The 3,260-nt window shown below is 47.4% G+C and carries 4 protein-coding genes; 3 read left to right on the top strand and 1 reads right to left on the bottom strand.

Annotated features, from left to right (window positions below; all coding sequences use genetic code 11):
* Nucleotides 1-288 precede the first annotated feature (288 nt).
* Nucleotides 289-567, top strand: a complete 279-nt coding sequence (locus C7B77_RS26720; RefSeq protein WP_106312159.1) for a hypothetical protein — start codon at nucleotides 289-291, stop codon at nucleotides 565-567.
* Complete coding sequence (locus C7B77_RS26715) at nucleotides 567-974, top strand: Retroviral aspartyl protease (protein ID WP_106312156.1); 408 nt, start codon at nucleotides 567-569, stop codon at nucleotides 972-974. Before C7B77_RS26720 ends, C7B77_RS26715 begins: the two co-directional genes overlap by 1 nt.
* Before the next feature lie 29 nt (nucleotides 975-1,003).
* On the opposite strand, the gene C7B77_RS31560 is transcribed toward C7B77_RS26715, so the two are convergent.
* Nucleotides 1,004-1,132 carry a hypothetical protein gene (locus C7B77_RS31560; protein WP_281261394.1) on the bottom strand — a complete coding sequence of 43 codons (129 nt, stop codon included), beginning with the start codon at nucleotides 1,130-1,132 and terminating at the stop codon, nucleotides 1,004-1,006.
* A gap of 176 nt (nucleotides 1,133-1,308) precedes the next feature.
* Here C7B77_RS31560 and C7B77_RS26710 point away from each other — a divergent pair.
* Nucleotides 1,309-3,260: SPFH domain-containing protein (locus tag C7B77_RS26710; protein ID WP_106312153.1), on the top strand; the 1,952-nt coding region annotated here is incomplete at its 3' end.

The following is a 3,260-nucleotide window of genomic DNA, read 5'->3' as shown; positions in this document are numbered from 1 at the left end:
AACTTTCCAGTTGAGATTTATACTTGCCTTGGGCCACAATCTGATGACCCTCCCTGAAAATGAGCGAACCGTAAGTGTTTGTGTGCCTTCGGGGACTTTTTAACCCTCTGCTCTTTGATGTTGGGATTGGTAGATCTTTTTAGATCCTGGTGGGGAGGGTGGGTTTTGTTCGATCCAGATCTATGAATGGATGGACGATGCATTTCGATCGAATGAAGAACTGATGGGATAGTGGAGAATTAATCGATCTTAGCGAGTTATAATTGAGATCGTAGAGTAGGCATTCCGATGAATACCAATAGACATCTGGCAGCATCTCGACTCGAATATATCGAACGACAAAAAAATTTGTATCAGAGTATGAAATCCGAATTAGTCGATCGATATTTGGGTGAATTTATTGCTTTTGAAGATGGTCGGGTTTTAGACCACGATCTCAACGAACGAGACTTAGTAGAACGAGTTTATCAAACTTATGGCTATCGAGATTTACTAATCAAGCAAGTCTGGTTAGAAGAGCCACATTTATCTGTGGCGGGAGTATTTTCATCAATTAAATCGGAATAGTGCAGAGCTTTAATTATGTTAATGTGGGCAACGGTTTACCGTTAGCACCGATTATCGGCATCAAAATTACAGCACCAGAGTGGCTCGATAAGAATGGAGAATATTCGATCGATGCTTTTCTCGATACAGGTTCGGATTGTACATTAATTCCATTAGAAATTATTTCTAGTCTCGATCTGTCGATAGTCGATAGCTATGTAGAGATTACTGGAGTTGCTGGTGGTAGAGTAGATGGCTATGCTTGTTATGCAAATATTTGGTTGGGTGAAAAATGCGTTCGGGCAGTTAGGGTGTATGGCTGTGAAAGCAAAAGTTTAGAAAATCGAGTATTAATTGGTAGAGATGTTTTAAATCAATGTTGCGTTAATTTTGATGGTGTTAATTCTCGATTAACGATCGACGATTAAAAAAAACGACAATCTAGCTAGATCCGAATCTATGATTCGATCGCAGGAGCGTAATCTTTGGGGTTGTCGAATCCAGCGATCCAGGCTGCGGATTGATGACAGGTATCCATGTAGGGAGGAACGTGCAGGTGTCCAGTGGAGGGACAGATGATACCCATTAACCATTACCCATTACTCATCTACTCCCAGATCGCATAACTTACCTCCGCCTACCCAATACAACATCTAGATGCGGATGCACCGATAAGTTGGCAGAGGCTGACCCTTTTGCCCGATCGATCGTCGCATTGCTGACAACCTTGTAAATCGATACTTACACGAGGTAATGATAAAGATGTTATTCAAACAATTATTGGCGATCGCGGTAGGCTTAACATTAGCGACTGGAGTAATTCAGCCCCCCGCTCGCGCTCAAACTAGCGATAACTTGCCCGCGATCGATAGAGTCGATACTACTAGCGAACAATCCGGCTTACCGGGGTGGATTTGGCTCTTTGGTAGCGGCGTATTGTTAATTATTTTCTTACCTAAAATTGGGTGGATTGTGGGCTTAATTTCTGTCGGCGAGTCGGAAGTCGGGATTGTAACTAAGAAATTCTCCACCAAAAATCTGCCCCCAGGACGGCTCGTCGCGCTCAATGGCGAAGCGGGATTGCAAGCCGATACGCTCGCCCCCGGTTGGTATTTTGGGTACTTTCCCTGGCAGTATGGAGTCAAAAAAGAACCCTTAGTTACGATTCCGCAAGATGAAATTGGTTTAATTGTCGCTAGTGATGGCGGACAGATTCCTGCCGATCGAATTTTAGGCAAAAGATTGGATTGCGATCGGTTTCAAGATGCCCGCAGCTTCTTATTAAATGGTGGCGAAAAAGGTCGTCAACTCGATATTCTCACTACAGGTAGATATCGGATTAATACAGCGATTTTTGAAGTGATTACTTCAGCTAACTGTCATCAATATGGAATGACGCCAGCTCAGATGAAACTGCAACAAATCGATTCCGAACGGGTGGGCATTGTTACGACGCTAGATGGTAAACCGATCGAAGCTGGCGAAATTGCAGGCGAACCGATTCCCAAACACGATAACTATCAAGATGCCCAAAAATTTATCGCTGCTGGTGGGCGACGCGGGTTGCAGGAGCAAGTAATTTTATCTGGCTCTTGGAATCTCAATCCCTGGTTCGTCCATGTCGAACAAATCGCCATGACAACGGTGCCGATCGGTCATGTCGGCGTGGTAATTTCCTATGTAGGCGCGTCGCATTCCGATGTTAGTGGGGATGCTTTTACCCACGGGAATATCGTCCGCAAGGGCGATAAAGGGGTGTGGGTGGAGCCGATTTATCCAGGGAAACATCCGCTGAATAAACAGGTAATGGAAGTCCAACTCGTCCCGACTACGAATGTCGTCCTCAACTTTACCGCGCGGTTTACAGGCAAACACGGTTACGATGCCGAACTCCAAGCCCTGAAACTACTCTCTCACGATGGTTTTACCTTCGAGATCGAGGTGTTCCAAATCATCCACATCGGTGCCCTAGATGCCCCCAAAGTCATCTCCCGCCTCGGTTCGATGCAAAACCTCATCGACCAAGTTTTACGCCCGATCGTGGCCAATTATTTCCGCAATGCCGCGCAGGAATACACGATCCTCGACTTCCTCACCGCGCGCAGCGAACGCCAAGCCGAAGCCGCCGAGCACATTCGCCAAGCTCTCAAACAGTATGACGTTCAAGCGGTAGATACCTTAATCGGGATGATTACACCACCTCCCGAATTGATGCAAACTCTAACCGATCGCAAAATCGCCCAAGAGCAGGAAAAAACCTACGAAGTCCAACGCATCGCCCAAGTGCAACGTCAGGAATTAGTTCGCGCTACCGCTCTAGCTGAAATTCAAAATCAAGTCGTCACCGCCGAGGAAGGAGTCCGCATCGCCGAACTCGAAGCCGCCGCCAAAGTCAAAGCCGCCGAAGGGGAAGCCGAAGGGATTCGATCGATCGGGCAAGCCAAAGCGGATGCTTACAAAGCTGGGGTAGACGCACTGGGCGAACAGGCTTATGCTTCGCTCCAAGTAATGCAAATCGTCGGCGAACGCCAAGTCCGCATCGTGCCTAATGTCTCGGTGACAAATACCGCCGCTGGGGGTAATGGTTTAGTCGATGCGCTCTTGGGCATGTGGGCGCAAAATCCCGGTACGGTACCGACGGAATTGCCGCGCATTGCGGAGGAACCTGCGGGAGCTTTGGTTGCCAACGGGGTGAAACCCGCGCCGATTGTCTC

This window comes from Chamaesiphon polymorphus CCALA 037 (assembly GCF_003003845.1).
GTDB classification, from domain to species: Bacteria; Cyanobacteriota; Cyanobacteriia; order Cyanobacteriales; family Chamaesiphonaceae; genus Chamaesiphon; species Chamaesiphon polymorphus.
This window is presented reverse-complemented; position numbering and strand designations above follow the sequence as displayed.

Excerpts from the sequence above, each read along its gene's own strand:
- C7B77_RS26720 (WP_106312159.1), top strand. The coding sequence starts at position 289 with ATGAATACCAATAGACATCTGGCAGCATCTCGACTCGAATATATCGAA.
- C7B77_RS31560 (WP_281261394.1), bottom strand. The coding sequence starts at position 1,132 with ATGGGTATCATCTGTCCCTCCACTGGACACCTGCACGTTCCTCCCTAC.